The following is a 23130-nucleotide window of genomic DNA, read 5'->3' on the forward strand; positions in this document are numbered from 1 at the left end:
CGGGTACGTCCCGCCGGGTACGTCCGAGGTGCGCCACCGAGCGTTGTCGCTTTCCCTGCCGAATTCCCTGTCGCGGAACCACCGGTTCGCCGTGGTGACCCCATCCGAAAATGTTTCCCGATTGCCGTGGCAGGAGGTCGCCTCCGACGCGTTCTGCCGGCGGGCCGGCAGCCGGCTGCGGGCCGGTGCGCGCCGCGGTGGCCGCCGAGGCGGGGTCCGGGACGATGGTCTGCCACCCGGACGCGCCCGGGAATTCCGGGCTGTACGCGGACCGGGAGGCGGACGGCGAGAGCAGCCGGACGTTTCTGCGGAACCGCGGGCCGGACGACTCCTCGATTGCCGACGTGCTCGACGGAGCGCATGTCGGAGAAGTCATCGAGGTGGCCGTCACGACGGTTTCGGATATTTTCCGGGAACACGGTTCGCCGGATATCGCGCTGCTGAAGACCGATGTGGAGCGGGCCGGGATGGACGCACTGAGGGGAATTCGCGAGGAGGACTGGTCGCGTATTCACGGGATTTGCAGGAAGCGGGTCCGGGCGGCCGCCGGGTGTCCTCCCCGGCCACCCGCAGGACGTGGGTGGCCGGGGAGGCGGATGGTCTTCTCCACGGCGGCGTCGGTCGGCCCGGGGTCCTCGTGCAGCGCGCGCAGCACCTCGGGAGCGCGCCCGGAAGGGACCCGGACCCGCCGGTGGCAGAAAGGGTTGACCCGCCGTACACCCGTTTTCCCCTTGCCGGCAGCGCACTTGTGCCAGGTGCCGGGTCGAGGGGCGTCCGGGTTGACTAGGGTGCAGCCATGGAGATCTGGATCAACCCGGCCTGTTCCAAGTGCCGTTCCGCCGTGCAGCTCCTCGACTCGGAGGGGGCGGAGTACACCGTGCGGCGCTATCTCGAACAGCCGCCGAGCGCGCAGGAGCTGCGCGAGGTGCTGGCGCGGCTGACGCTGGAGCCGTGGGACATCACCCGCACCCAGGAGGCCGAGGCGAAGGAGCTCGGCCTGAAGGACTGGGGCCGCACGGCGGACGACCGCGAGCGGTGGATCGAGGCGCTGGCGGCGCACCCCCGGCTGATCCAGCGCCCGATCATCACCGCCGACGACGGCTCGGCGCTGGTGGGACGCAGTGAGGATGCCGTACGGGACGCGCTGGGACGGACCGGGGGCGGACCGACCTCCTGAGCGGCGGCCCGCAACCGGGAACCGGCCCGCGGGCCGACCCGGACGCGATCGAGGGTGTGACGGGAGCGTGCCCCCGGAACATGGTCCAGAACGTGATCTAGAACGTGATGTGGTTGATCGTGTTCGCGATCGAGTTCAGGAATCTGTTGATCGACGGCGCCATTCCCGTGGAGGCGAGGAAGAAGCCGAAGAGTATGGCGACGAACGCCGGGCCGGCCTTGATCGCCTTCTGCTTGATCAGTACGACCAGGATGATCCCCAGCATCAGGACAACTGACAGCGATAGAGCCACAACTGATCACACCCTCGGTCGGAACGCCTCACCGGCCCTGGAGCATGCCGCGCACACCCCTGGCACCCATCGTGCCATCAACTCCATGCCCATCGCAGGCGGGTGACGAATCTTCGGCCAACGCTTCGCCCGATTCATGGGGTTGGCGTGAAGCGGGGTGAGTGTGGGGTTGTGGGGTGATCCGATGCGGCCCCACGCCCCTCAGTCCCACCCCGGCCCCGCCCCGAGCCCCCTCCTGGCCCTCACGGACGGGCACCACGGACGGGCACCACAGACAGGCGCCACGGACCGGCACCACCAGCACTCGGAATAGTTTGGTAATCTAAGTATTGATGATCTCTTGACGCACTCTTGACCAAACTGGCCGGAGCGCTTGACGACCAGGAGGAACGGGCCCATCGGACACGCAGACACCCTGATCGCCATGGGCGGTGCCTTCCTCGCCGCCGCCGTCCTCGCCCGCCTCGGCGGCCGCATCGGACTCCCGACCATCCCCCTGTTCATCCTGGCCGGAATCCTGCTCGGCCCGCACACCCCCGGCATCGTGCTGGTCGCCGACCCGCACGACCTGGAGATGCTCTCCCTCCTCGGCCTGGTGCTGCTGCTCTTCTACCTTGGCCTGGAATTCCATGTGGACGACCTCAAGACGGGCGGCCGCCGGATGGCGCTGGCCGGCGGCGCGTATCTGACGCTGAACGTCGGCGCCGGCCTCGGCTTCGGCTTCGCGCTCGGCTGGGGCACCTCCGAGGCGCTGGTGCTCGCCGGGGTGCTGGGCATCTCGTCGTCCGCGATCGTCACCAAGGTGCTGGTCGACACCGGGCGGTTGGGCAACCCGGAGACCAAGCCGATCCTCGGCATCATCGTCGTCGAGGACATCTTCCTGGCCCTGTACCTGGCCGCGCTGCAGCCGGTGCTCTCCGGGGCCGACTCGCTCGCCTCGGCGGCGCCGGCCGCCGGGAAGGCGTTCGGCTTCCTGCTGCTGCTCGCCGCCGCGGCCCGCTGGGGCACCCGCGTGGTCGGCCGGCTGATCGCCACCAAGGACAACGAACTGCTGGTGATCTCCTTCCTGGGTGCCGCCGTGCTGGTCGCCGGGATCTCCGAGTGGTTCGGTGTCGCGGACGCCATCGGGGCGTTCATGGTGGGCCTGATGCTCGGCGGGACGCGGTCCGGGCCGCGGATCCGGAAGCTGGTGCATCCGCTGCGGGACGCGTTCGGGGCGATCTTCTTCTTCGCGTTCGGGCTCTCCATCGACCCCGGCGACCTGCCGAGCGTCGTGTGGCCGGTGCTGATCGCGGTGGCGCTGACGCTGCTGATGAACGTCCTGGCGGGGATGACCGCGGCCCGGATCTACGGCTTCGGGCCGGGCCCGGCCGCGAACATCGCCACCGCGCTGCTGGCCCGCGGCGAGTTCGCGCTGATCCTGGCGACGATGGCGGCGGGCGCCGGACTCGACGAGCGGCTGGCGCCGTTCATCGCCGGCTATGTGCTCGTCCTGGCCGTCCTCGGCCCGCTGGCCGCCGGCCGCTCCGGGCTGCTGGCCCGGGTGCTGCCGAGCGGCCGCACGGGGCGGGTCGCGGAGCCGGAGCCGGTCGGCCGCGCCTAGGGATCACCGGGGGATCGGCCGCCCAGGTGGAGCTCAGCCGTCCCGGCAGATGAGCAGCAGCGCCCGGTCGTCGTTGACGTCCTTGGCGACCGCCTCGATCAGATGCCAGGCGGCGCCGGCGAAGCCGCTGTGCACATAGCGCTCGGCCTCGCCGGTCAGCCGGTCCATGCCCTCGGCGATGTCGCGGTCGGCGGCCTCCACCAGGCCGTCGGTGAACAGCATCAGCACGTCGCCGGGGCGCAGCGTCCCCTTGACCGGGTCGAACTGGGCGCCGTCGTAGACCCCGAGCAGCGGGCCCTCCCCCGCCTTCTCCTCCCAGCGGCCGGTGCCCGCACTGAGCTGGAGGCCGGGGAGATGGCCCGCGGAGAACAGCTCGTAGTCCCCGGACTCCAGGTCCAGGACGAGGTGGACGGAGGTGGCGAAGCCCTCGTCCCAGTCCTGGCGGAGCAGATAGCCGTTGGCGGCCGGCAGGAAGCCGTGCGGCGGCAGCGAGCCCAGCAGGCCGCCGAAGGCGCCGGAGAGCAGCAGCGCCCGGGACGCCGCGTCCATGCCCTTGCCGGAGACGTCGGTGAGCACGACCTCCAGGATGTTGCCGCCCTGGGTGCGGGAGGCCACCACGAAGTCGCCGGAGAAGGACTGGCCGCCGGCCGGGCGGAGCGCCATCTCGTGGTGCCAGCCCTTGGGAAGCTTGGGCAGCGTGCTCTGCACCCGGATCCGTTCCCGCAGGTCGAAGAGCATGGTGCCGCCGCGCCGCCAGGGCACCCCGACCCGGCTGCGGAACTGCGCCACCAGCAGCCCGGAGAGCCCGACCGCGGCGACCACCAGGACCGTGCCCGGGGTGATCCGGTCCCGCCCCTCGTCGTACGGGCCGAACAGCGCCGCCTCGACGATCAGTGCGGCGGCCGAGGCGGCGTACAGGACGAGGAGGTTGGCCGGCCGCAGCAGCAGCCCGCCGGCGATGACCGGGAGGACCAGCGCGGTCGGCGCGATCCACTCCGGGTGCCAGAGGGTGCCCAGGGCGATGGCCGGGACGGCGGCGAGCAGGGCGGCCAGCGCGAGCCAGTCGGAGCCGTCGCCGCGGAAGTAGTCGACACCGGCCTTGCGCATGCCGATGCGGGTCCGGTGCAGCCGTTTGTGCATCCGGGCCCTCAGGCTTTCCGCTCCCGCGCCGCGTGTCATTGTTCTGGGACCTTATCCACCCGTTCGGCGGCGCGTCGATTCGCCGCACGTCACTCCGGGGAATTGCCGGGAATCCGCGTTCGAAATACGGTCGCGCGGCCGGAGGACCGGCTGCTACGGATGGCTCATGACGACAGAGTTGCGGCCGTTGTGCGAGAGCGACTGGGATGCCTGGTACGACAGGCTGGACGTGGCGTTCGGCGGGGTGCCGGACGGGCCGGAGAGGCGCGCGTGGTGGCGTGCGATCACCGAGGTCGAGCGGGCCTTCGGGGTGTGGGACGGCGACGGGATCGTCGGCACCGGCGGATCGTTCTCGTTCGGACTAACCGTGCCCGGTGGAAACGAACTCCCGGTCGCCGGCGTCACGTTGATCAGTGTGCAGCCGACCCACCGGCGGCGCGGGCTGCTGCGCTCGATGATGCGGCATCAGCTGACGGACGTGCACGAGCGCGGGGAGGCGCTGGCGGCGCTGACCGCCACGGAGCCGGCGATCTACGGGCGGTTCGGCTACGGCCCGGCCACCCAGGCGATGTCGATGACCGTGGACACCGTGCGGCTGGCCGCCCCGGACCTGCCGGGCGTGGACGGCGTCCGGCTGCGGCTGGTGGACCCGGAGGCGTCGGTGGCGGAGTGCGAGCGGGTCTACGGGCAGCTGGTGCCGACCCGGCCCGGGATGCTGGCGCGCCGCCCCCACTGGGAACGGCAGCACGTGCTCGACCCGGAGAGCGAGCGGGACGGCGCCGGTCAACTCCAGTGCGTGCTGGCCGAGGTGGACGGCGAGGTGCGGGGCTACGCCCGGTACGCCGTCAAGCCCGACTGGGACCACACCGGGCCGCGCGGGGCGGTGCTGGTGCGCCAGATCGACGCGCTGGACCCGGTGACCTACGCGGCGCTGTGGCGCTATCTGTTCGGGATCGACCTGACCACGTCGGTGGTGGCGCGCGGCCGGCCGCTGGACGACCCACTGCCGCACCTGGTCGCCGACCAGCGGCGCTGTGCGATCAGGATGCAGGAGCAGCTGTTCGTCCGGCCGGTGGACGTCGGGGCGGCGCTGGGGGCCCGGACGTACCGGGCGCCGGTGGAGGTGGTGCTGGAGGTCGCCGACGACTTCTGTCCGTGGAACGCGGGGCGTTGGCGGCTGTCCGGCGACGAGCAGGGCGCGGTTTGCGAGCGGACCACCGAACCGGCCGAACTCGCGCTGTCCGTAAGGGAGTTGGGCTCCGCCTACCTGGGCGGGTTCGCGCTGTCGACGCTGGCCGGGGCCGGGCGGGTGCGGGAGCTGCGGCCGGGTGCGCTGGCGGCGGCGTCGCTGGCGTTCGGGTCGGACGTGGCGCCGTGGCTGCCGCACGGCTTCTGACGCCTGCCGGCGCCGCCCTCGGCGGCCCTCAGGGGCGGGCGGCGGGCGGCTGGCAGCGGGGGCACCAGAAGAGGTTGCGGGCGGCGAGGCCGGCGGTGCGGATCTCGCTGCCGCAGATGTGGCAGGGGGCGCCGGTGCGCCGGTAGACGTAGACCTCGCCGCCGTGGTCGTCGACCCGGGGCGGGCGGCCCATGGCCTCCGGGGTGTGCTCGGGGCGGACGGTGTCGATCCGGTTGTTCCGCACGCCCTCCCGCATCAGGGCGACGAGGTCGGCCCAGACCGCGTCCCACTGGTCGCGGCGCAGGGCGCGGCCGGGGAGGTAGGGGTCGATGCCGTGCCGGAAGAGGACCTCGGCGCGGTAGACGTTGCCGACGCCGGCGATCACCTTCTGGTCGAGCAGCAGCGCCGCGACGGTGGTGCGGCTGCGGGCGATCCGTCGCCAGGCCAGCTCGCCGTCGTCCTCCGGCCGCAGCGGGTCGGGGCCCAGCCGGTCGTGTATCGCCTGCTTCTCGGCGTCGGTGATCAGCGCGCAGGCGGTGGGGCCGCGCAGGTCGGCGTGGTGGTCGGCGCCGACCAGTCGCAGCCGGACGGTGTCGGTGGGCGGCGGGGGCGGGGCGCCGCCGAAGCCGAGCTTGCCGAAGAGGCCGAGGTGGATGTGGACCCAGCGGTCGGGGCCGAAGCCGAGGAAGAGGTGCTTGCCGTGGGCCTCGGCGCTCTCCATGACCTGGGCGTCGATGAGGGCGGCACCGTCGGCGAACTTGCCTTGCGGGCTGGTCGCCCGGATTGCTACGCCCTCGAAGCGTTCGCGGTGGTCCGCGGCCAGGCGGTGGATGGTGTGCCCCTCGGGCATGGGGGTCGTGTCCTCCGGACGGTTTCGTTGCCGGGTGCGGCCCGGTGGCCGGCTTGTGCCCGCCCTCCCCCGCGCCGTTCAGGCGTGGGGGAGGAACGACTGCCCACAAAACCGGCGGCAGCGGGTTCAGTCCTGCTGGGGGTGGTGGGCCGGGATCGGGGGGAGTTCGCCGGTGGTCTCGTAGCGGGAGAGCATCTCGATGCGGCGAGTGTGCCGCTCCTCGCCGGAGTACGGGGTGGCGAGGAAGACCTCGACGAAGCGGGTGGCCTCGTCCACGGTGTGCATCCGGCCGCCGACGGAGATCACGTTGGCGTTGTTGTGCTCGCGGCCGAGCTTGGCGGTCTCCTCGCTCCAGGCGAGCGCGGCGCGGACGCCCTTGACCTTGTTGGCAGCGATCTGCTCGCCGTTGCCGGAGCCGCCGATCACGATGCCGAGGCCGTCCGGGTCACCGGCGGTCCGCTCCGCGGCACGCAGGCAGAACGGCGGGTAGTCGTCCTGGGCGTCGTAGATGTGCGGGCCGCAGTCGACGGGCTCGTGGCCGTTGGCCTTGAGCCAGTCCACGAGGTGGTTCTTGAGGTCGAAGCCGGCATGATCGGAGCCGATGTACACGCGCATGGCATGAGTGTGGCATGCCGTTCCCGGGGTAGACGCCACCGGGGCGCGGCCCGTCTCCTCGCCGCGGCCCCAGCACTTCAGGCAACTCGCCAGTAACGACAACGATCCGGATTCGGCTCTTCCAAACGGTCGTTAACAACGTTCTAATGCCTGGGTTCGACACCGAGAACCACCGAAGGACGGTGCACATGGGCGCGCACCCGCCTACTCCCCCCGCGGTACCCACCGCCGGTCACCCCGGCGACGGCTCCGCGAACCGGTCGCCCGAAGGGCTCCAGGCCGGCCTCAAGAACCGCCATCTGTCCATGATCGCCATTGGCGGGGTGATCGGCGCCGGCCTGTTCGTCGGATCCGGAGCCGGCATCAACGCCGCCGGCCCGGGGATCCTCCTCTCGTACGCGCTGACCGGCCTGCTGGTCGTGCTGGTGATGCGGATGCTGGGCGAGATGGCCGCGGCCTCCCCCACCTCCGGATCGTTCTCCGCCTACGCGGACCGGGCCCTGGGCCGCTGGGCCGGCTTCACCATCGGCTGGCTGTACTGGTTCTTCTGGTCGGTGGTGCTGGCGGTCGAGGCGACCGCGGCGGCGGGGATCCTCACCGGCTGGATACCGGCGGTGCCCCAGTGGGCCTGGGCGCTGCTGGTGATGATCGTGCTGACCGGTACGAACCTGGTGTCGGTGAGCTCGTTCGGCGAGTTCGAGTTCTGGTTCGCCGGGATCAAGGTCGTGGCGATCGTGGTCTTCATCGTGGTCGGGGCGCTGGCGATCTTCGGGCTGCCGCCGGGGCACCACGCGGTGGGCACCGCGAACCTGCTGGGACACGGCGGATTCCTGCCGAAGGGACCGGGCGCGATCCTCTCCGGGATGCTGCTGGTGGTCTTCTCGTTCATGGGCAGCGAGATCGTCACGCTGGCGGCGAGCGAGTCGCCGAACCCGGTGATGGCCGTCCGCAAGGCCGTCAACAGCGTGATCTGGCGGATCGCGCTGTTCTACATCGGGTCGATCGCGGTGATCGTGACGCTGCTGCCGTGGGACAGCAACGCGGTGACCAAGAGCCCGTACGTGGCGGTGCTGGAGTCGCTGAAGATCCCGTACGCGGGCACGGTGATGGACGTGGTCGTGCTGACCGCGGTGCTGTCCTGCCTGAACTCCGGTCTCTACACGGCGTCCCGGATGGCGTTCTCGCTCGGTGAGCGCGGCGACGCGCCGAAGGCGTTCGCGACGGTCAACAAGGGCGGCGTCCCGGCGGTGGCGATCTGGGCGTCGGTGGCCTTCGGCTTCATCGCGACGATCTTCAGCTACACCTCGAAGGACACCATCTTCGAGTTCCTGCTGAACTCCTCGGGCGCGGTGGCGCTCTTCGTCTGGCTGGTGATCTGCGTCTCGCAGCTGCGGATGCGCCGGACCATCGAGCGGGAGACGCCGGAGCGGCTGACGGTGCGGATGTGGCTGTACCCGTGGCTGACCTACGCCACCATCGCGCTGATCCTCTTCGTCGTGGGCTACATGTTCTACGACGACAGCGGCCGCAAGCAGATGGTGCTGTCGGTGGTGGCGGCCGCGGTGGTGCTGGTCGCCGGGCTGATCCTGCAGAAGAAGCGCCCGCGCGAGGTGCCGGAGCCGGCGGCGGCCGTGCGGGCGCCCGAGCAGGCGTAGCCGCCCCGGGCCGAACGCAAGGCGGCGGGGCCCGCACCCCTCCCGGGTGCGGGCCCCGCCGTCGTCGCCGCGGGTGCTCAGCCCCGGCGCCCGGCCAGCTTCCAGGCGGTGGGCAGCGCGCCGGTCGCCAGGGCGATCTTGAGGGCGTCGCCGATCAGGAACGGCACCATGCCGACGGCGACCGCCCGGCCGAGCGACATGTGCAGGGTGAGCGCGAGGTAGGGGACGCCGACGGCGTAGATCACGGCGTTGCCGGCGGCCATCGTGGCGACGGTGCGCAGCGCCCCGCGGTCGCCGCCGCGGCGGGCCAGCGCGCCCACGGCGGTGGCGGCGAGCAGCATGCCGAGGACGTAGCCGAAGGTGGCGCCGCCGGCACCCGAGGCGCCACCCGCGAACCACGGCACGCCGGCGATGCCCGCCACGGCGTAGAGCGCCAGCGACAGCAGGCCGCGGCGGGCGCCGAGCGAGGCGCCCACGAGGAGGGCGGCGAAGGTCTGGCCGGTGACCGGGACCGGGGAGCCGGGGACCGGGACCGCGATCTGGGCCGCCAGGCCGGTGATCACGGCGCCGCCGGCGACCAGCGCGGCGTCGCGGACGCGGGCGCGGGTGGCGGTGGCGGCCGGCAGCAGGTCGGCGAGGACGGCTCCGGGCCGGAGGGTGGGGGCGGCTGTGCTCATCAGGGGACTCCGCGGGTGTGAGGGGACCGTCCGGGGCGGACGGTCCGGCGGGACGTGATGACGTTAGTTCAGGGGGGCGGCGGAGATCACGCGCGAGCGGTGACAAAGCCGCACCGGCCCGCTTGGGGAGTTCCGGACAACGGCCGGAATGCCGGAGCCCGCCGGGGCGCGGGGCGTCTTCGCAGGTCACGTGATGCTCGTCACGGAAGGGGCGGTGGTGCGGGGCCGGTTTTGTGGTAGTCGGTCCCGGGCGGGGAGACTGGGACGGCCTCCGCGGTCACCTGTGGAGTTCCCCCGGACCGGGCGGCGATCCCGCCCTTGCGCCCCTTGCGAGAGTACGAGCCGATGCATGACGCACTGCCGCCCGTGACCGAGAAGGCCGAGAAGGAGCCGCTGTCCGCGGGGCTCAAGCAGCGCCACCTGACGATGCTCGGGCTGGGCGGGGTGATCGGGGCGGGGCTGTTCGTGGGCTCCGGCGCGGGCATCGCGGTGGCCGGGCCGGGGATCGTGCTGTCCTATCTGATCGCCGGGGCGCTGGCGATGCTGATCATGCGGATGCTCGGGGAGATGTCGGCGGCGATGCCGGCGTCGGGGGCGTTCTCGGTGCACGCGGAGCGGGCGCTGGGGCGCTGGGCCGGGTTCAGCGTGGGGTGGCTGTACTGGTTCCTGCTGGTGGTGGTGCTGGCGGTGGAGGCCACCGGCGCGGCGCAGATCGCGCACGGCTGGGTGCCGGCGGTGCCGCAGTGGGGCTGGGTGCTCGTCTTCATGATCGTCTTCACCGCCGCCAACCTGGCCTCGGTGAAGAACTTCGGTGAGTTCGAGTTCTGGTTCGCGACGCTGAAGGTCACCGCGATCGTGCTGTTCCTGGCACTGAGCCTGCTGGCGATCTTCGGGGTGCTGCCCGACACACAGCCGGTCGGCCTGGCCAACCTCACGGGGCAGGGCGGCTTCCTGCCGCACGGCTGGTCCGGGGTGGTCTCCGGGGTGCTGGCCGTGGTGTTCGCCTTCGGCGGGCTGGAGGTGGTCACCATCGCGGCGGCCGAGTCCGACGATCCGGCGCGGGCGGTGGGCCGGGCGGTGCGCAGCGCGGTGTGGCGGATTCTCTTCTTCTACGTGGGCTCGATGCTGGTGATCGTCACCGTGCTGCCCTGGTCGTCGATGCGGCCGGGGAAGAGCCCGTACGTCATGGTGCTGGACCACATCGGGGTGCCCGGCGCCGGGCAGATCATGAACATCGTGGTGTTCGTGGCGCTGCTGTCGGCGCTGAACGCCAACCTCTACGGCGCCTCGCGGATGGTGTTCTCGCTGGCCGAGCGCGGGGAGGCGCCGCGCGGGCTGCTGAAGGTGTCGGGGTGGGGGTCCCCCCGCTCGAGCGAAACCGAGAGGGGGGGAGGCGTGCCGCGCCGGGCGGTGCTGGCCTCCGTCGCGTTCGGCTTCGTCTCGGTGCTGCTGAATCTCAAGTGGCCGGATTCGGTCTTCCTGTACCTGCTCAACTCGGTCGGCGCGGTGCTGCTGTTCGTCTGGGGGCTGATCGCCGTCTCCCAGCTGCGGCTGCGGCCCCGGATCGAACAGGAGGTGCCGGAGCGGCTGGTGCTGCGGATGTGGGCGTTCCCCTATCTGACGTGGCTGGCGCTGGCGGCGATGGGCGCGGTGATCGTGCTGATGCTGACCGACGACACGGCCCGGCCGCAGCTGCTGTGGTCGGCCGGGGCGACCGCGGCGGTGCTGCTGGTGGCGGGCGTGCGGGAGCTGCGGGCGCGGCGGGCGCGGGGCTGAGGGCCGCCGTCGGCGGGGCGGCCGGGGCGGTTCCGGGCCCGTCCCGCCGCGTTTGAGACCGACCTCACATTTGTCGCATTCGACGAGGTATCAGACACGCTCGGTCACGATCGCGTCTGAATACCGAACAATCGCTGCACGACTGTTGCCCTGAGCGGACAGGGACGCCCAGACTGAGCCAGCTTTGCCGAGGACCCCCGGAAATGAGCCGTCCGCGGCCCCGGGAGAACGCAGAATCGCCCCGCCCGCATCTCACTTACTGGGACAGGTACGACATGAATCGGACACCCTCGTCCGCCGGTTCCGCCGATGCGCGGTCCGCCGCGGCCCCGGGCACCGGCCAGGACGGCGGCGCACTGTCGCACGGCCTCAAGCAGCGCCACCTCTCGATGATCGCCCTCGGCGGCGTGATCGGCGCGGGGCTGTTCGTCGGCTCGCGCGAGGGCATCGCGGCGGCCGGCCCGTCGATCGTGCTGGCGTACGCGGTCTCCGGGGCACTGGTCATGCTGATCATGCGGATGCTCGGCGAGATGTCCGCGGCCCGGCCGTCCTCCGGCTCCTTCTCCGTGCACGCCGAGCGCTCCATAGGCTCCTGGGCCGGCTTCACCGTGGGCTGGATGTTCACCGCGCTGCTGTGCGTGGCGGTGGCGGTCGAGGCGCTGGGCGCGGCGGACGTGCTGCACCAGTGGTTCCCGTCCACCCAGCCGTGGATGTGGGTACTGCTGATCATGGTGGTCTTCACCGCCACCAACCTCACCTCGGTCGGCAACTTCGGCGAGTTCGAGTTCTGGTTCGCCGCCCTGAAAGTCGCCGCGATCGTCCTCTTCCTGGTCCTGGGCCTGCTGGCCATCTTCGGTCTGCTGCCCGGCACCTCGGCGCCCGGCGCCAGCCATCTGACCGGCGACGGCGGCTTCCTGCCCAAGGGCGTGGACGGCCTGATGGTCGGTCTGCTGGCGTCGGTGTTCGCCTACGGCGGTCTGGAGACGGTGACCATCGCGGCCGCCGAGTCCAAGGACCCGGCCCGCGGCGTGGCCCGCGCGGTGCGCACCGCGATGTGGCGGATCGCGCTCTTCTACGTCGGCTCGATGGCGATCATCGTCACCGTCATCCCCTGGAGCGCGCCGTCCATCGCCAAGAGCGGCCCCTACGTGGCGGTGCTGGACTACCTCAAGATCCCGGCGGCCGGCCAGATCATGAACGTGGTCATCCTGGTCGCGCTGCTCTCGGCGGTGAACGCCAACATCTACGGTGCCTCCCGGATGGCCTACTCGCTGATCGCCCGCGGCCAGGGCCCGGCCTTCCTCGGGAAGGTGGGCGGCGGCGTGCCGCGGCGGACGGTGCTGCTGTGCGCCACGTTCGGCTTCCTCGCGGTGGTGCTGAGCTTCGTGTGGCCGACCACGGTCTTCCAGTGGCTGCTGAACATGGTCGGCGCCGCCGTCCTGGTGGTCTGGGGCTTCATCGCCGCCGCCCAGCTGCGCACCCGGCGGCAGTTGGAGCGCGAGGAGCCCGAGAAGCTGATCGTGAAGATGTGGGCCTTCCCCTTCCTCACGTGGGTGGCGCTGGCCGGCATCGCCGCGGTGCTGGTGCTGATGCTGCGCGACGACAACCAGCGGATCCAGCTGTTCTTCACCGCCGGCTTCGGCCTGGTGCTGACCGTCGTCGGGCTCGTCCGGCAGCGGACGCTGAGCAGGCAGTAGAGCCGCATCCGGGCCGACGACGGCCCACCCGGTTCCCCAGGGCGGGGCGGGGCCTCCATCGGAGGTCCCGCCCCGCCTTACGTCTTTGGGACCAGGTCGCCCGCCACCATGGGTCCGTGATCACTCCTGCTGATAGCGTGCTCTTGCACATTGATTGCAACTACGGCGATATCGCAGCTTGGAGGCGGGGTCGGCATGGCGACCTACACACTTCCGGAACTCCCGTACGACTACTCGGCGCTGGCGCCCGTCATCAGCCCCGAAATCATCGAGCTGCACCACGACAAGCACCACGCGGCCTATGTGAAGGGCGCCAACGACACCCTCGAGCAGCTCGCCGAGGCGCGTGACAAGGATCAGTGGGGCAGCATCAACGGCCTGGAGAAGAACCTCGCGTTCCACCTCTCCGGCCACATCCTGCACAGCATCTACTGGCACAACATGACCGGCGACGGCGGCGGCGAGCCGCTGGCGGCGGACGGCGTGGGCGAGCTCGCCGACGCCCTCGCCGAGAGCTTCGGCTCCTTCGCCAAGTTCAAGGCCCAGCTGACCAAGGCGTCCGCCACCACCCAGGGCTCCGGCTGGGGCGTCCTGGCCTACGAGCCGGTGACCGGCCGCCTCATCGTCGAGCAGATCTACGACCACCAGGGCAACGTCGGCCAGGGCTCGGTGCCGATCCTGGTCTTCGACGCCTGGGAGCACGCCTTCTACCTCCAGTACAAGAACCAGAAGGTGGACTTCATCGAGGCGATGTGGCAGGTCGTCAACTGGCAGGACGTGGCCAAGCGCTACACGGCCGCCAAGGAGCGCGCCAACAACCTGCTGCTGGCGCCGTGAGGCGGTAGCGGCCGAGGCGGCCTGCCTCGTGATCGTCTTCTCACCCTTCACCTGGCAGGCGGACAACGGCGGGGCCCCCGCGAGGACGTGACTCGCGGGGGCCCCGCTGTGTTCGCGCGGCGTCCGCCGGCCGCCGATGGGTGCGGACGGGGCTCAGTCGAAGGTCGGCGCCTGCGTCCTCGTCCTCTTGAGCTCGAAGAAGCCCGGGACGGAGGCGACGGCCAGGGTGCCGTCCCAGAGCTTGGCGGCCTGGTCGCCCTTGGGGGCCGGGGTGACGACCGGACCGAAGAACGCGATCTGGTCGCCGTCCGAGCCCGGCACCGCGATCACCGGCGTGCCGACCTCCTGGCCGACCAGGTCTATGCCCTCCTTGTGCGAGGCGCGCAGCTCGGCGTCGTAGGTGTCCTTGTCGGCGTACTCGATCAGCTCGGCGGGCAGGCCGGCGTCGGCCAGGGCGGCGGCCATGGACTCGTGGCTGACGCCCTCGCCGGCGTTGTGGAAGCGGTTGCCGAGCGCGGTGTAGAGCCTGCCGACGACCTCGTCGCCGTGCAGCTGCTGGGCGGCGGTCACCACGCGGACCGGACCCCACGCCTTGCCGCCCGGGCGCATGTTCTCCGCGTACTGCGGCGGCAGCTCGTCGAGTTTGTTCTCGTTGAGCACGGCCAGGCTCATCACATGCCAGCGCACCTGGACCGGGCGGACCTTCTCCACCTCCAGCATCCAGCGGGAGGTCAGCCACGCCCAGGGGCACAGCGGGTCGAACCAGAAGTCTGCCGGGGTCTTGGCGGTCTCGGACACGAGGTCTCCTCTTGAGAGCTTCAGCGGCGTTGTTCCGTACACGCTTCAACCGACCGCATGCGTGCCATGATTCCCCGTGTTCGATATCCGAGACGAGGGTGAGGGAGGCACACCGTGCCAGGTGAGAATCTGTCCCGGGAAGAGGCACGTGAGCGGGGCCGGCTGCTGACGGTCGACGGTTACGACGTGGCGCTGGACGTCCGCTCAGCGGTCGCCCGGGGCCCCGAGGCGGCCACCTTCCGCTCCCGGACGACGATCCGCTTCCGCTGCGCCGAGCCCGGCGCGACGAGCTTCGCCGACCTCCTGGCGCCCTCGGTCACCGCGCTCACCCTCAACGGCCGCGCGCTGGACCCGGCCGCGGTCTTCGACGGCACCCGGATCGCGCTGGCCGACCTCGCCGCCGAGAACACCCTCGTCGTCGACGCGCAGTGCGCCTACAGCCGCACCGGCGAGGGCCTGCACCGCTTCGTCGACCCCGAGGACGGCGAGGTCTACCTCTACACCCAGTACGAGCCCGCCGACGCCCGCCGGGTCTTCGCCAACTTCGAACAGCCCGACCTGAAGGCCCCGTTCACCTTCGAGGTGACCGCGCCGGACGGCTGGCTGGTGCTGAGCAACGGCGCCCAGGAGGGCGACGCCGAGGGCGGACGGCACCGGTTCGCCACCACCCAACCCATCTCCACGTACATCACCGCGGTGGTCGCCGGCCCGTACCACTACGTGACGGACACCTACCGCCGCACCTTCGAGGACGGCACCGAGCTGACGGTCCCGCTCGGCGCGCTGTGCCGCAAGGGGCTGGCCCGGCACTTCGACGCGGACGACGTCTTCACCGTCACCAAGCAGGGCCTGGACTTCTTCCACGACCGCTTCGACTTCCCGTACCCGTTCGGCAAGTACGACCAGGCGTTCGTGCCCGAGTACAACCTCGGCGCGATGGAGAACCCCGGCTGCGTCACCTTCCGCGAGGAGTTCATCTTCCGCGGCAAGGTCACCGAGGCGTCCTACGAGCGCCGGGCCAACGTCATCCTGCACGAGATGGCCCACATGTGGTTCGGCGACCTGGTCACCATGCACTGGTGGGACGACCTGTGGCTGAAGGAGTCCTACGCGGACTTCATGGGCAGCTTCGCGCAGGTCGGCGCGACCCGCTTCACCGACGGCTGGATCACCTTCGCCAACCGCCGCAAGTCCTGGGCGTACCGGGCCGACCAGCTGCCCTCCACCCACCCGATCACCGCCGACATCCGCGATCTGGAGGACGCCAAGCTCAACTTCGACGGCATCACCTACGCCAAGGGCGCCAGCGTCCTGAAGCAGCTGGTCGCCTACGTCGGCCAGGACGCGTTCCTCGAAGGCGCCCGGCGCTACTTCAAGCGGCACGCCTACGGCAACACCCGGCTCGCGGACCTGCTGTCGGTGCTGGAGGAGACCTCCGGCCGGGACCTGGCCGCCTGGTCCCGCGCCTGGTTGGAGACGGCCGGCCTCAACTCCCTGACGCCGCAGGTCACCTACGACGCACAGGACCGGATCACCGAGCTGAGCATCCTCCAGGAGGCGTCCGAGAGCCACCCGGAGCTGCGGCCGCACCGGGTCGCGGTGGGCCTGTACCGCCGCCTGGACGCGGACTCGGCGCTGGTGCGCTACGCCCGCGCCGAGGTGGACGTGGCCGGGCCGCGGACGGCGGTGCCGGAGCTGGCCGGCGTCGAGCGGCCGGAGCTGATCCTGGTCAACGACGAGGACCTGACGTACTGCAAGACCCGCTTCGACGAGGGGTCGCTGGCCACCCTGCGGGCCCGGCTCGGCGACCTGACCGACCCGATGGCGCGGGCGCTGTGCTGGACGGCGGTGTGGGGGCTGACCCGGGACGGGCTGATGCCGGCCCGCGACTTCCTGGCGCTGGTGCGGCGGTTCGCCGGCGCGGAGACCGTCGTCGGGGTGCTGCAGTCGGTGCTCGGCCAGGCGGAGGCGGCGCTGGAGCACTACGTCGCGCCGGAGTACCGCGAGCGGGCCGCCCAGGAGCTGTCCGCGGCCGCGCTGCGCGAGCTGCGGCTGGCCGAGCCGGGCAGCGGCCACCAGCTCAGCTGGGCCCGGCACTTCGCCGCGGTGGCCACCACCGAGGCCGACCTCCAGCTCCTCCGGGGGCTGCTGAACGACACCGCGAAGATCGACGGGCTGGCCGTGGACCAGGAGCTGCGCTGGGCGTTCCTGCTGCCGCTGGCCGCGCACGGGGCCGCCGACGAGGCCGCGATCGACGCCGAACTGGCCCGTGACGACACCGCCTCCGGCAAGCGGCACCAGGTGCGCTGCCTGGCCGCCCGCCCCGCGGCCGAGGTCAAGGCGGCCGCCTGGGCGGACGTGATGGAGTCCGACGCCCTCTCCAACGCCCTGGTGGAGGCGACCCTCAGCGGCTTCGCACAGCCCTCGCAGCGGGAGTTGCTGGCGCCGTACGCGCCGCGCTACTTCACCGCGATCGAGCGGATCTGGCAGGAGCGGTCCATCGAGATCGGGATGTCGGTGGTGCGCGGGCTGTTCCCGTCCTGGCAGGTGGACGGGGCCACGCTGGCGGCCGCGGACGGCTGGCTGGCGGAGCGCCCGGAGGCGGCGCCCGCACTGCGCCGGCTGGTGCTGGAGGAGCGGGACGACCTGGCCCGGGCACTGCGCGCACAGGCTTGTGACGAGGCGGCCGGCCCCAGGCCGTAACCCGGGCCCCGACCTGCCTCTATCGGCCGTCGAACGCCCGTACTTGAGGGCAGGATTGTCCCGCTTGTGCCACAGGCGGGTAACAGCGGTTAGGGGGTGGAGGGGGGCCGGGAATCTGCCCGGCATGAACCACGACATGCCGCTCTCCCCGCTCCCCCTCCACCACCTGGCCGACGGCAGCTGCCCGGTGCTGACGACCCATCAACTCCGGGCGTACGGCGTCCCGCCCGCCGAGATCGCCGAGCGCTGCCGTCCGGGCGGCCCCTGGCAGCAGCTGCTGCCGGGCGTCCACCTGCTCCACCAGGGGCCGCCCACCAGCGAGGAGCGGCTGCACGCCGCGCTGCTCTACGCCCGCCACCGCGGCCCCTCCGTGCCGACCCAGCCGCGTTCCGGGGAGGCCACCCCGGAACCGATGATCACCGGGCTGGCGGCGCTCGCCCTGCACGGCTTCGCCGCCGCTCCCCCGCTGCTCTCCCTGGACCGCATCGAGGTCCTGGTGGGCCGCACCCGGCGGCTGCGCTCGGCCGGCTTCGCGGGCATCGTCCGGGGCGCGGACCTGCCGCTCCCCGAGGAGGTCACCGGCGTCCCCACCGCCCCCGTGCCGCGTGCGCTGGCCGACGCGGTGGCCAACCTCGGCGACGGCACCACGGTGCGCCGGCTGCTGACCGAGGCGGTGCGCGGCGGGCACTGCGAGGCGGCCTCGGTGGTGCGGGAGCTGAGCCGGGCCCGGCTGCTGACCCGGCCGCACGTGGTCGACGCGGTGGACGCCCTGATGGCCGAGGGCCGGGCCCTGGCCGAGCAGCGGCTCTACGACATGGTGCGCACCTTCGGGCTGCCCGACCCGCTGTGGAACGTCGACCTGCGGCTGCCCGGCGGCCCGTACCTGGGCGTGGTCGACGCGTACTGGCCCGAATACGGGGTGGCCGTGACGCTCGACACCCGCACTCCGCGCCCGTCCGACCACCGTCCCGCCGACCCGCCCCGCGACGAGCAGCGGGAGCGTCTGGAGCGGCTCGGCGTCACCCTCGTCCGCTGCCGGCCGCAGATGCTGCGGGAGGCCCCCGAACAGCAGGCGACGGTGATCCGCACGGCCCTGATGGCGGCGGCGGACCGGGAGCCCACGTCGTACGTGGTCGTCCTGCCGCACTGACCGCGCCCCACCGCGGGAGGTGACCGCGGGTGACGACAGGTGACCACCGGAAACGCTCCGTGGGCAACCGCGCGGCCCCGGTCTCCGTCTATGGGAATGGATTGGACAAGGCGACGGGTCTCACACACATGATGGGAGCGCCACTGAGCAGGTGTTCCAGCAGAGACACCCGTAGCCCGGCCGGCGGGCGGGCCAGGTCAGAAAGAAGGAGTCCCATGAGGATCGGAATCGTCGGAGCGACCGGACAGGTCGGCGGCGTGATGCGGCGCATTCTCGCCGAGCGCAACTTCCCGGTCGAGCAGCTGCGGCTGTTCGCTTCGGCCCGGTCCGCCGGACGGACGCTGCCCTGGCAGGACACCGAGATCACCGTCGAGGACGCGGCCACCGCGGACTACTCCGGACTGGACATCGTGCTCTTCTCGGCCGGTGGCGCGACCTCCCGGGCGCTGGCGGAGAAGGTCGCCGACGCCGGCCCGGTCGTGATCGACAACTCCTCGGCCTGGCGCCGCGACCCGCAGGTCCCGCTGGTCGTCGCGGAGGTCAACCCGCAGGCCATCGCCGACCGGCCCAAGGGCATCATCGCCAACCCGAACTGCACCACCATGGCCGCCATGCCGGTGCTGCGCCCGCTGCACGAGGAGGCCGGACTGGTCTCCCTGGTGGTCGCCACCTACCAGGCGGTCTCCGGCAGCGGCCTGGCCGGCGTCGCCGAGCTGGACGCGCAGGCCCGCAAGGTCATCGAGCAGGACGCCACCCAGCTGACGCACGACGGTGCCGCGGTGGAGTTCCCCGCCCCCGAGAACTACGTCCGCCCGATCGCCTTCAACGTCCTGCCGATGGCCGGCTCGATCGTCGACGACGGGCTGAACGAGACCGACGAGGAGCAGAAGCTCCGCCACGAGAGCCGCAAGATCCTGGACATCCCGGAGCTGAAGGTCTCCGGCACCTGTGTCCGCGTCCCGGTCTTCACCGGCCACTCCCTCCAGGTCAACGCCCGCTTCGCGCGCCCGATCGCGCCCGAGCGCGCCCAGGAGCTGCTGGCCGCCGCCCCCGGCGTGGCGCTCTCCGACGTCCCCACCCCGCTCCAGGCCGCCGGCCAGGACGCCGCCTTCGTGGGCCGGATCCGCCGCGACGAGACCGTCGACAACGGCCTGGCGCTGTTCGTCTCCAACGACAACCTGCGCAAGGGCGCGGCGCTCAACGCCGTCCAGATCGCCGAGCTGGTCGCCGCGGAGCTGCGCGGCTGAACCACAGACCGCTACCCGAAGGCCGGGGCCCGTACGGAAGTCGCTTCCGTACGGGCCCCGGCCTTCGGTCGGAGGGCGCCCCAGGGCACAACCGTTCAGAGCGCCAGTTGCTGCCGCAGTGCGCGATCGATCTCCTTGAGCGTGTGCGGCGGCACCACTCCGACCTGCTGGCCGAAGCGCGAGAAGTCCAACGCACGGATCTGTTCGCACTGCGCCTTGGAGTCGACCTTCAAGCCGCACTCTGTGCTGTGCAGGAAGACCTGGAACGGCCGCACGTGCGCGACGTTGGACGTCACCGGCACCACGGCCAGAACACCACGCCCCGCGCGGCGTGCCATGCGGTTCGCCGCATTATTCGTCACCAGGACGGCAGGCCGCTGCTTGTTGGCTTCGCTGCCGACTGCCGGCTCCAGATCCACCAGGTAGATGTCACCGCGATTCATCAGAAAGCCCGTCCCCCACCGTACGGTCCCACAGTTCGGCATCCTCACTGGCGTACCACTCGTCCCACGCCGCGAGGTACTCCTCTTCCAGAGCCACCTCTCGCAGCATCTGGATGGCGGCGTGTATCACTGCGGACCTGGACTCCGCCGCTTTCTTGGCGGCGTACTCGTCAACGAAGTCAACGTCCTCCTGCGGCAGACTCACACTAATCTTCATACCCATAAGGCTACCCGAGGTAGGCAGGAAGGCGCTACCCCAGGTACGCCCCGCGGCAACCGCCCCGCGTGGAAGGATGGCCCGACGCTGCGACAACCGATGACTGTGAAGGAGAGGCACGGGTGCCTGGTACGAATCTGACCCGGGAAGAGGCCCAGGAGCGGGCGCGTCTGCTGACCGTGGACGCGTACGACATCGAGCTGGACCTGAGCGGGGCGCAGGAGGGGGGCACGTTCCGGTCGGTGACGACGGTCCGGTTCGATGCCGCGCAGGACGGTGCCGCGTCGTTCATCGACCTGGTCGCGCCGACCGTGCACGAGGTGGTGCTCAACGGCACCGCGCTGGACGCGACGGAGGCGTTCGCGGACTCGCGGATCGCGCTGCCCGGGCTGCGGGCGGGGCGCAACGAGCTGACGGTCGTCGCCGACTGCGCGTACACCAACACCGGTGAGGGGCTGCACCGGTTCGTCGACCCGGTGGACCAGCAGGCGTATCTCTACACCCAGTTCGAGGTGCCCGACGCCCGGCGGGTGTTCGCGTCCTTCGAGCAGCCGGACCTCAAGGCGACGTTCCGGTTCACCGTGAAGGCCCCGGCGGGCTGGACGGTCATCTCCAACTCCCCCACGCCCGAACCGGCCGACGACGTCTGGCGGTTCGAGCCGACCCCGCGGATCTCCACCTACGTCACCGCACTGATCGCCGGCCCCTACCACAGTGTGCACAGCACCTGGGAGGGCGCCGACGGCCGCTCGGTGCCGCTGGGGATCTACTGCCGGCCGTCGCTGGCCGAGCACCTGGACGCGGAGGAGATCTTCGCGGTCACCCGCCAGGGCTTCGACTGGTTCCAGGAGAAGTTCGACTACGCCTACCCCTTCGCCAAGTACGACCAGCTCTTCGTCCCGGAGTTCAACGCCGGGGCGATGGAGAACGCCGGCGCGGTCACCATCCGCGACCAGTACGTCTTCCGCTCGAAGGTGACCGACGCGGCCTACGAGGTACGTGCCGAGACGATCCTGCACGAGCTGGCGCACATGTGGTTCGGCGACCTGGTCACCATGGAGTGGTGGAACGACCTGTGGCTGAACGAGTCGTTCGCCACCTACACCTCCATCGCCTGCCAGGCGTACGCGCCGGGCAGCAAGTGGCCGCACTCCTGGACCACCTTCGCCAACTCCATGAAGACCTGGGCCTACCGGCAGGACCAACTGCCCTCCACCCACCCGATCATGGCCGAGATCCGCGACCTGGACGACGTCCTGGTCAACTTCGACGGCATCACCTACGCCAAGGGCGCCAGCGTCCTCAAGCAGCTGGTCGCCTACGTCGGCATGGACGAGTTCTTCACCGGCGTCCAGGCGTACTTCAAGGCCCACGCCTTCGGCAACACCCGGCTGAGCGACCTGCTCGGGGCACTGGAGGCGACCAGCGGCCGGGACCTCGCGACCTGGTCGAAGAAGTGGCTGCAGACCGCGGGCATCAACGTCCTGCGCCCGGAGCTGACCGTGGACGCCGACGGCACCGTCACCGCGTTCGCGGTACGCCAGGAGGCCCCCGCACTGCCCGCCGGCGCCACCGGCGAGCCCGTACTGCGCCCGCACCGCATCGCCATCGGCTACTACGACCTGACCGACGGCAAGCTTCTGCGCACCGGCGGCGTCGAACTGGACGTGGACGGCGAACGCACCGAGGTCCCCTTCCCGGCCGGCTTCCGCCGCCCGGACGTGATCCTCCTCAACGACGGCGACCTCTCCTACGCCAAGGTCCGGCTGGACGAGGAGTCGCTGAAGGTCGTCACCGCGCACCTCGGCGACTTCGCCGACTCCCTCCCGCGCGCCCTGTGCTGGGCCTCGGCCTGGGACATGACCCGCGACGGCGAACTGCCCACCCGCGACTACCTCGCACTGGTCCTCTCCGGCATCGGCAAGGAGAGCGACATCGGCGTCGTCCAGTCCCTCCACCGCCAGGTGAAGCTGGCCCTGGACCTGTACGCGGCACCCGAGTGGCGCGGACGCGGCCTGGCGCAGTGGACCGAGGCGGCGCTGGCGCATCTGCGGGCGGCCGAGCCGGGCAGCGACCACCAGCTGGCCTGGGCGCGGGCGTTCGCCGCGTCGGCCCGCACCGGAGAGCAGCTGGACCTCCTCGCGGGCCTGCTGGACGGTACGCAGGAGATCCCCGGGCTGGCCGTGGACACCGAGCTGCGCTGGGCGCTGCTGGAGCGGCTGGCCGCCACCGGCCGGGCCGACGAGCCGGAGATCGCCGCCGAGCTGGAGCGGGACGCGACCTCGGCCGGCGAACGGCACGCGGCGACGGCACGCGCCGCCCGGCCCACCGCGGAGGCCAAGGCCGCCGCCTGGGCCTCGGTCGTGGAGTCCGACAAACTCCCCAACGCCGTGCAGGAGGCCGTCATCGCCGGCTTCGTCCAGCCCGACCAGCGGGAGCTGCTGGCGCCCTACACCGCGAAGTACTTCGAGGCGGTCAAGGACGTCTGGGAAAGCCGCAGCCACGAGATGGCGCAGCAGATCGTGGTGGGCCACTACCCGGCCCTCCAGGTCTCCCCGGAGACCCTGGAGGCCACCGACGCCTGGCTCGCCCGGGCCGAGCCCAGCCCGGCCCTGCGCCGGCTGGTGACGGAGTCCCGGGCCGGCGTCGAGCGGGCGCTGAGGGCCCGCGCGGCGGACGCGGCGGCCGGCGCCTGACCGGCCCGCGGCAGCGCCAAGGGGCGTGCCCCCGGAACCGAACCGGTTCCGGGGGCACACCCCTTGCCGCGGGTGGTGACGCGCGAGGCGGCGTCTGGAGTCGCCCGGCGGACGGGGCGTCAGGAGCGTGACCGTCCGCCGGGCGGGTCGGGAATCCCCCG

The 23130-nt window shown here is 71.6% G+C and carries 19 protein-coding genes and 1 pseudogene; 12 read left to right on the top strand and 8 right to left on the bottom strand.

What is annotated here, in order from left to right; all coding sequences use genetic code 11:
* Positions 1 to 110: 110 nt before the first annotated feature.
* Positions 111 to 509, top strand: a pseudogene (locus K2224_RS41555) (FkbM family methyltransferase); the annotation flags it as partial.
* 287 nt (positions 510 to 796) lie between these two features.
* Positions 797 to 1177 carry an arsenate reductase family protein gene (locus K2224_RS00925; protein WP_221904712.1) on the top strand — a complete coding sequence of 127 codons (381 nt, stop codon included), beginning with the start codon at positions 797 to 799 and terminating at the stop codon, positions 1175 to 1177.
* A 97-nt stretch (positions 1178 to 1274) separates the two neighbouring features.
* Here K2224_RS00925 and K2224_RS00930 read toward each other — a convergent pair whose 3' ends face one another.
* Positions 1275 to 1469, bottom strand: coding sequence for a hypothetical protein (locus tag K2224_RS00930; RefSeq protein ID WP_026247383.1), 195 nt, complete (start codon positions 1467 to 1469; stop codon positions 1275 to 1277).
* 424 nt (positions 1470 to 1893) lie between these two features.
* Between K2224_RS00930 and K2224_RS00935 the strand changes: the two genes are divergently transcribed.
* Complete coding sequence (locus tag K2224_RS00935) at positions 1894 to 3072, top strand: cation:proton antiporter (RefSeq protein ID WP_221904713.1); 1179 nt, start codon at positions 1894 to 1896, stop codon at positions 3070 to 3072.
* A gap of 33 nt (positions 3073 to 3105) precedes the next feature.
* Here K2224_RS00935 and K2224_RS00940 read toward each other — a convergent pair whose 3' ends face one another.
* Entirely contained in the window at positions 3106 to 4251 is a 1146-nt protein-coding gene (locus tag K2224_RS00940; RefSeq protein WP_221904714.1) for a PP2C family protein-serine/threonine phosphatase, read from the bottom strand.
* 127 nt (positions 4252 to 4378) lie between these two features.
* Here K2224_RS00940 and K2224_RS00945 point away from each other — a divergent pair, with 127 nt between their 5' ends.
* Entirely contained in the window at positions 4379 to 5608 is a 1230-nt protein-coding gene (locus K2224_RS00945; RefSeq protein ID WP_221904715.1) for a GNAT family N-acetyltransferase, read from the top strand.
* Positions 5609 to 5636: 28 nt separating this feature from the next.
* Here the strand turns inward: K2224_RS00945 and K2224_RS00950 are convergent, their stop codons facing one another.
* Positions 5637 to 6458 (bottom strand): Fpg/Nei family DNA glycosylase, encoded by an 822-nt coding sequence (locus tag K2224_RS00950; protein ID WP_221904716.1) that lies wholly within the window; start codon positions 6456 to 6458, stop codon positions 5637 to 5639.
* A 126-nt stretch (positions 6459 to 6584) separates the two neighbouring features.
* Entirely contained in the window at positions 6585 to 7073 is a 489-nt protein-coding gene (locus K2224_RS00955; RefSeq protein WP_221904717.1) for a ribose-5-phosphate isomerase, read from the bottom strand.
* Between the two features lie 188 nt (positions 7074 to 7261).
* Here K2224_RS00955 and K2224_RS00960 point away from each other — a divergent pair, with 188 nt between their 5' ends.
* Entirely contained in the window at positions 7262 to 8728 is a 1467-nt protein-coding gene (locus K2224_RS00960; protein WP_221909352.1) for an amino acid permease, read from the top strand.
* Positions 8729 to 8805: 77 nt separating this feature from the next.
* Here K2224_RS00960 and K2224_RS00965 read toward each other — a convergent pair whose 3' ends face one another.
* Complete coding sequence (locus K2224_RS00965; RefSeq protein WP_221904718.1) at positions 8806 to 9405, bottom strand: biotin transporter BioY; 600 nt, start codon at positions 9403 to 9405, stop codon at positions 8806 to 8808.
* Between the two features lie 345 nt (positions 9406 to 9750).
* On the opposite strand from K2224_RS00965, the gene K2224_RS00970 reads away from it, so the two are divergent.
* The 3 genes from K2224_RS00970 to K2224_RS00980 all read left to right on the top strand — a co-directional run bounded on the left by K2224_RS00970 (position 9751) and on the right by K2224_RS00980 (position 13715).
* On the top strand, positions 9751 to 11181 hold the full coding sequence (locus K2224_RS00970; protein WP_221904719.1) for an amino acid permease: 1431 nt from the start codon (positions 9751 to 9753) through the stop codon (positions 11179 to 11181).
* A gap of 275 nt (positions 11182 to 11456) precedes the next feature.
* A complete protein-coding gene (locus K2224_RS00975) occupies positions 11457 to 12878 on the top strand; it encodes an amino acid permease (protein WP_221904720.1) in 1422 nt (473 codons plus the stop codon).
* 195 nt (positions 12879 to 13073) lie between these two features.
* Positions 13074 to 13715 carry a superoxide dismutase gene (locus tag K2224_RS00980; protein ID WP_221904721.1) on the top strand — a complete coding sequence of 214 codons (642 nt, stop codon included), beginning with the start codon at positions 13074 to 13076 and terminating at the stop codon, positions 13713 to 13715.
* 153 nt (positions 13716 to 13868) lie between these two features.
* On the opposite strand, the gene K2224_RS00985 is transcribed toward K2224_RS00980, so the two are convergent.
* Positions 13869 to 14513 (bottom strand): DsbA family protein, encoded by a 645-nt coding sequence (locus K2224_RS00985; RefSeq protein WP_221904722.1) that lies wholly within the window; start codon positions 14511 to 14513, stop codon positions 13869 to 13871.
* Positions 14514 to 14627: 114 nt separating this feature from the next.
* Between K2224_RS00985 and pepN (K2224_RS00990) the strand changes: the two genes are divergently transcribed.
* The 3 genes from pepN (K2224_RS00990) to K2224_RS01000 all read left to right on the top strand — a co-directional run bounded on the left by pepN (K2224_RS00990) (position 14628) and on the right by K2224_RS01000 (position 19613).
* Positions 14628 to 17216 (top strand): aminopeptidase N, encoded by a 2589-nt coding sequence (gene pepN, locus K2224_RS00990; protein WP_221904723.1) that lies wholly within the window; start codon positions 14628 to 14630, stop codon positions 17214 to 17216.
* Positions 17217 to 17340: 124 nt separating this feature from the next.
* Positions 17341 to 18366, top strand: coding sequence for a hypothetical protein (locus K2224_RS00995; RefSeq protein ID WP_221904724.1), 1026 nt, complete (start codon positions 17341 to 17343; stop codon positions 18364 to 18366).
* 215 nt (positions 18367 to 18581) lie between these two features.
* Positions 18582 to 19613 carry an aspartate-semialdehyde dehydrogenase gene (locus K2224_RS01000; RefSeq protein ID WP_221904725.1) on the top strand — a complete coding sequence of 344 codons (1032 nt, stop codon included), beginning with the start codon at positions 18582 to 18584 and terminating at the stop codon, positions 19611 to 19613.
* 95 nt (positions 19614 to 19708) lie between these two features.
* On the opposite strand, the gene K2224_RS01005 is transcribed toward K2224_RS01000, so the two are convergent.
* Positions 19709 to 20056, bottom strand: coding sequence for a type II toxin-antitoxin system PemK/MazF family toxin (locus tag K2224_RS01005; RefSeq protein WP_313904739.1), 348 nt, complete (start codon positions 20054 to 20056; stop codon positions 19709 to 19711).
* On the bottom strand, positions 20043 to 20273 hold the full coding sequence (locus K2224_RS01010; RefSeq protein WP_221904726.1) for a ribbon-helix-helix domain-containing protein: 231 nt from the start codon (positions 20271 to 20273) through the stop codon (positions 20043 to 20045). Before K2224_RS01010 ends, K2224_RS01005 begins: the two co-directional genes overlap by 14 nt.
* 122 nt (positions 20274 to 20395) lie before the next feature.
* On the opposite strand from K2224_RS01010, the gene pepN (K2224_RS01015) reads away from it, so the two are divergent.
* On the top strand, positions 20396 to 22969 hold the full coding sequence (gene pepN, locus K2224_RS01015; protein WP_221904727.1) for an aminopeptidase N: 2574 nt from the start codon (positions 20396 to 20398) through the stop codon (positions 22967 to 22969).
* The last annotated feature ends 161 nt before the right edge of the window (positions 22970 to 23130 follow it).

This window comes from Streptomyces sp. BHT-5-2 (assembly GCF_019774615.1).
Classification (GTDB): domain Bacteria; phylum Actinomycetota; class Actinomycetes; order Streptomycetales; family Streptomycetaceae; genus Streptomyces.